2 protein-coding genes are annotated in these 6,783 nt (G+C 35.6%); both read right to left on the reverse strand.

Annotation, left to right across the window (positions count from 1 at the left end):
• A partial coding sequence (locus ACW2QF_RS05135) for a CehA/McbA family metallohydrolase (protein WP_455714920.1) occupies nucleotides 1-6,005 on the reverse strand: 6,005 nt, incomplete at its 3' end.
• Nucleotides 6,006-6,557: 552 nt separating this feature from the next.
• A partial coding sequence (locus ACW2QF_RS05140) for a hypothetical protein (RefSeq protein WP_455714921.1) occupies nucleotides 6,558-6,783 on the reverse strand: 226 nt, incomplete at its 5' end.

Genomic DNA, 6,783 nt, shown 5'->3' on the forward strand with positions numbered 1-6,783 from the left:
TCCTTCTTACTATTGTCAGAAGTATCCGAAGTATTACCACTTTGGCTACCAGTTCCTTCTTTGATTAAAAGGATTTCACTGCGGTCACGAACACGTAATCTCTCTCCATCTGGATCATAAGAAACCAATCCAACTGCTGAAATCTTGTTTCCTACCTTAGCAAAATCTTCTAATGCTTTGCTTGTGCTATCAGAATATAATACATATCCATCAATAAATACTCTTGCTTCTACACCGGAACTATCCTTAACCATAATTGTTTCAACAATATCGTTTTTAAGGATTACATTGGTAATAACTCCTTCTACCTGAACAAGCTTTCCACCATTAACATCATAATTCATAACATCTTTCGTAGACATCTTAGTTGGTGCAACTGGGTTCTTTTCCTCATCAATTACCTTAGCAGTGATTACTCTTAACTCTTTATCTCCTAAGTATTGATCAAGCGATCCAATTACTTGAACTTTTTGTCCTACTTCAATTAATCCTTCGTTGATTGGGAATATATTAATTCCACCTGTAGCATCCTGAATGTAGATCGTATCGAAGAATGCGTTACCTGATACAGTACCTGCGGTAACAGTACCTTCTACACAATAGATTTCACCCATCTCACCGTTTCTTACCTCGGCAATATTCGTGATATCCATCTTTTTCTTAACAGAATCCATAATATTAAGAGTTACATTCTTATTGATATAAGGTAAATCCCACATATTATCGACTTCTGCCTTAACTTCGAAATCTGACATGAAGACAGTACTTGATACAAATACATTTCCACCACCAGCTAGGCTTTCTCTAGCTAATAATACTGCATTACCTTTATTAATTTCTACATAATTACTATCTAAACTCTTACTATCGATGGAATAAGTTGTATCATGTCCTTTTACGATATATTCTGCCTTGCCATCTGCCACAGCTTTTTCATCTAATAATACGGTACAACCACTATATGCACTGTATTTTTGTCCATCTACTACACCTTTGGTATAAGTAGATTTTTCGTTATAATCCGTTGGATATAGACGATATGCTTGCCCACCATTATTTACTTCATCATAGGCTTCATCACTATTGATTCTTGTGGTTGCTCCAATATAAGATAATAGCTTGTTTTGTTCTGTTGATGTCTGACAATCTGCAGTATCTTGATAATCTGCTATACCGCATACGATTAATTCTCCACCACGATCTGTATACTCTTTCACTAATTCAAGGAATTCATCCTCATAATGACTGATTGTAAATGCACCTGCGTTAGCGCTTCCATTTTTCTTCGCTGGTGCTGAGATAATTAATAAATCACAGCTATCTAAGATTTCTTTCGTCATCTTATCCTTAACGATTGTTACCTTCACATTATCATCTGCGGCAATATTCGTGAAGTTCCCCATATTACCACCATAATATCCAGTTACATAATCGTTACAGTGGGTGCCGTCAACAACTACATTCGTTACCATACTTGGTGCAACATACGTCAATTGTAAGACACCCTTATATACTTTATCCACACCATTAAGTGTAGCTTTAACTGTAACATCTATATTGACTCCACCTGTTCCATTGTGGGTATAATTGAAGCTATATTCTTTCGTACTCTGTGAAGGAACGCTAGTTAATCCAGCCTTATTTAAATCTGCTGTATGAATTACCGTATCATCAATAGAGAATTCAATTGAATTTACCTCCAAATCAGAAGTTTCATTGTTGTATAAATCTAAACTGATATCTAACGCTTCTCCTTTAACAGGTAGTGCAGTTGTTGTTGTAACACCTGAGATACCAACGGCTTCTACTTCTCCTACCCAAACAGGAGCTGTAACTGCAGTATTTTTATCTGGTTGTGTTACACGAATATAATAGTAAGAATAGTCTGCTGGAAGATTAAATTCTATCTCAGCTTCATTAGTAGATACATTTTCCGTCGCTACACTTAACCCACCATTAACGATAACTTCTACTTTACCAATTGATGAATCTGTTGGGTCCTTTAATGATACTTTGATATTTGCGTCGTCTGGAGTCTGGTCAAGGATTGTACCCATGATTTCTCCATTCAAAGTATATTGAATCTCAAGGTCATTATCTTCTGTTGCATAGGTTCTCATGTTTCTAAGCGCATCATAGATGTTGTCTCTGGTTAAACTATCTGCTAAAACTACAGTTCTACCAGTATTAGCATCCCCCCAATAACCCTTGTGGTTATCCTGATTGTTGGTTGGCGCTACATGCCAACCCTTATCTAGTGCACGAGTATAATACTCATAAGATGGGAAATAACCATCGCTTCCGATTGCACCTTCCCCATTACCAACTTCGATTAGTGAAATCAAGCTATCAATATCTTCATCATAATGAGCAAAATCACTGAAATCACCAAATGTTGTTCCTGGATGGTTGAATTGACTGATTGATCCTGTATCCGTCTTTAATGTTGTATAGTAATTGCTAAGTGCCGTTGAATATGTTGAGTAATCCTTTTGTGTACGACTTTGGAATCCTGGTGTGTTGAAGGTATTCATATGACCAAGTCCATTAGACCATGTCATTTCAAATCCGTATAATCCAACAAAGGAAGCATCTGTATATTTATCTGCTAATTCATGACCCTCTACCCATTCCGTACTCATAGAACCATCTGCTAGACTTGCCTTGTCTGCATTGTCAAATGAATTTGAATGGTCTGTTACTGCAAGGAAGTCAATTTGCTTCGCAGTATTCTTGGCATAGTCAAATGCCTGATCACAAGTACCTGCACCATCTGAATAATCTGTGTGGGAATGGATCTGTCCAAAGTAAATGCTATAGTTTTCATTCTCACGTAGTGTATAGCTACATGTTGTGGTTTCACTATCCTTACAGCCTTCTAAAACAGCTTTTGTAAGCAATGTAGCTGGCAATACGTCAAGTGATATCTTCTCATCTGGATTGTAATTCAACCAAGTTGTACCATTATCCATTGAATACTTAATTGTTGCCCCATCTGTTGCACATGTTAATTGAACTTTTGTTCCAATTGTTCTTGCGCCACCATTTGGACTTGCCTTTACTGGTGATACTTGCTCTTGTGTATATCCATATGTAATGAAAACGCTATCATTTAATCCATCTTTCTTTGCATAAGCAGTTACGGTTGCTGGTAATTCTGTAAATCTTGGTTTATTTGCTGAATCATATACTTTAAATGTAACACCATCGAAGGAATAATAAATTGTTGCACCTTCTGTTGCTGTTGTAATTGTAATCTCTTCTCCAAGACGAGTTTCACCAGCATCTGGTGTGATATCTGGATATCCAGTAATATTGTCAGCTACAATTGGACTTCCTGTGATGGAAATTTCATTTAAGTAGTTCGTTCCTCCCGATCCGATTGTTCCATTATTAATGGATACGTTATCGGCAACTTGAATTCTGATATATAGTTTAGAGGCATTATTGGCACTACTAGGTAATGTCACAGAGAATTTTTCATACGTACTATCTGTAGTAATGGATTTCTTTCCTGCACTAGCAAAATCTAAACCATCTGTACTATATAATATCTCAAAATTCTTTGGACCCGATTTTGAGCCTTTCATGGAATAATTCAATTTGATATTTCCAACAAGTTCACTGTCTAATACAAGCTCATAGTAATCACCTTGCATACTTCCCTTTGTTCCAAGGTAATAGCTTGTACTTCCCGTTGATGTACTTGTAGATGAAATTACAGGGATTTTTCCTGATGAATGCGTTAAATAAGCATCTGTATTAAGGAAATCATTTGCTGTATATTTATCTGCATAAACTGTTGCTGATTTAATTTCACCTGTACCTGCCCAATTTGCAAGTGGTAAAGTTATAGAGGTATCTACTGTTGAACCATCTGTATTCATTGCTACATAATCAGTAGATGCGCCATTCCTTGCTTGATATGTTGTGTTGTATTTTGACCAAGCACAATATAGATTAACTACGCTACCCTCTGCGATACCATCTGGTAATAAGGCTCCTTTATATAATGTAGTTGATCCTGTTGCATCTGTAATAGTAGTTGCACCACTTGAATTATATGCGCCTAATGTAACATTCTTAATTAACACATATTCAGATAGATAACGGTCTCCACCCTTTTGTAATTCAGCAATTGTACGTTCCTGTGGTTTGAATAAGGTTGTATTCCCTACTGTCTCTACTTTACTTACACTGGAGATTTGACAAACACCACCGTTTGCTCCTACCGTTCCTGTTACTAAAACGATATCGCCTGTCTTATATGTATTAGAATAATCATAGATTTGAAGACCTATGATTTGATCATCAATAACGTCTTGTAAGATAATGCTATTGATACTATTGGCATTGTTGTAAACATTACCGAATTGATAAGCCACTTGTCCAATTACAGTAACCACATCGCCGCTTGCAGCTTTATAGATATCAGCAATACTCTTTGCATTATTGCTTGTAATCATATCATCTGTGATTGGATCAACAACGCCAGTCAAATCATCTTGATCGTCGTCATCATCCACTTGTGGTGCATCTGCTGTCTTTACAATGTCACTTGCCTGTGCTACAAGAAGTTGTAAGGTATCATAGCATCCCACTACTGCATCTAGCTTAACCGTTGCATTCTCTTCAATTCCAGTTAGCGCAGGAATTCTATAGATATTTGTCTGGCTATCGCCTTGTTTTAATGTGGTATTTCCACTTGTATTAATTACACCGATAACTGCATCTGTTATATGAACACGACGGCATTCATATTTATTAGAATTGGCTAACAATTCTGCGATTGTTACATCGGTAGAGTATAATATATTTTCACTAGACTGTACTGTATAAGTAACTGATTCTAATTGTTCTAATTCTTTGAATGTTCCTTTTGTACCTGTTGCTATAACTTTGTCTCCAACTTTGATATCGCTTGGAGCAGTGCTAAAATTAAGATTAATACCTGCTGTACTATCTTCAATGTAGATATTGTTTCCATCTACAAAATTGACGATACCCTCAATTTGAATCCGTTCTGTTCCATCAGCCTTGTTTCTGGCATCTGTAATAGCGATTGTAGTTACTTCTTTTGTGTAATATGTATATGTAGAATACTTGCTCTTCTTACCATCTACCTCTGCATAAGCTGAGATAGTGAATTTTGTATGATCATCATCAGCTCCATAAGAAGCTAATGTAAATGGATCTGTATAGGTTGATTCTTCACCATCATTTACCTTCACCCTAATGGCTGCACCAGAAGCTGCTACTGTTTCTTGTGTTACGGATGGCGAGTATAATGCTATTTCTGCCGAAGGATCTACAACTGACCCTGTTTCATATGTAGCGGTAACTGGCTCTACCACAGTTGGTACATATCCTGCAATTGGAGTACCGGAAAGGGTTATAGAACCAAGACTACTTGTCCCAGTTGCTGCTACTATTCCGTTATTTACCGATAATGTGCCTATATTCACCCAACGAATATATAATTGTGAAACATTTGAAAGTACTGATGGTAACTCCATTATATATTTTGTTGTATCAGATGATTTTGTAGAAGCAATGGTATATATCGCATTTTCTATATCTTGAAAAGTTGTTCCATCTAGGCTATATTGCAATTTAAATTCTGCTGGTCCTGTTCCTGAAGAAAATGCCTCAAATCCAATAGCTAAGTTTTCATATCCTGATGGATTAAATCCCATTTGCCAATAATTATCTACTGACCAACCTTTTGCCTTTAATACATTTCCTGATTTAAGTGTTCCTATATATGTAGCACTGGTATCTATGCTAACATCATTCTGTCCATCCGCATATGGTACGGTTTCTGGGAACGCAATTGTACCTGTTGTTTCATCTGTCTCTGCTCCAAAGTTTAAAGAAACAATATCATTTCTCATTACTTCATCTGCATAACTGGTTTTAGCTGGAACTACAGATAAAACTGTTGTCACAACCAACACCAAAGCTAATAATAGTGCCATTGGTTTCTTTGCTACATGTTTTATCATCTCTTATCCTCCCTTATAATTCGAGATTGTCCCTGTTTGCCTATTACAAAATGCTCGTCCTACCTTGCACAACGTAGTACTTGTCATTTTGCAGCTCACCTGAGACAATGTATTTGTGCAAAATTCTCTCACACAAATTTGGTTTCTAAGCCCTATTTATCTTAATATATAGTAACCGTCTACTGTTTTACATGAATAAACTTCTTGTTAAATTCATATTAATCTTTTTAGATATCCTTGTTAAGTTGATATCCTACAAGTTTAGTTTAATCATAGGAAAGATAGACAGATTATTTTCATATATCAGTGTTCTACTATTCGGCTATAATTTTTTATTTTATGGATAATTCTGATAATCTACAGCATCGTAATGAATTGAAATTTCTAGTGCTGTATCTTCTTAAGATGATAGAATGTTGTATTTATATATTAATGATTATTATCTTAACTAATAATTTCTATAAATACTTCGGAACTTGCAATATAAGTCGTAATAGAATTTGATATTATTTATTGTTATACTATTCTATTCCTATATCTAACACAATATACCTATATTACATTAAGTTGGTAATTATTTTTGTATCGCTTATGTAGAGTAACTGTCTTTGGTGTTTTCCCGCCTCCTAGCGCATTACTTAACACAATCGCCATGTTTTGATCTGCAAAATCCACATGACTATTTTCATGGATATATTGTATCAATGGAATTCCTACTTTTGCTCCTATAACTAATATTAGTGCTGCTATCAATAAACTATATATTAATTTCTTCTTC

Source organism: Anaerosporobacter sp. (assembly GCF_965301125.1).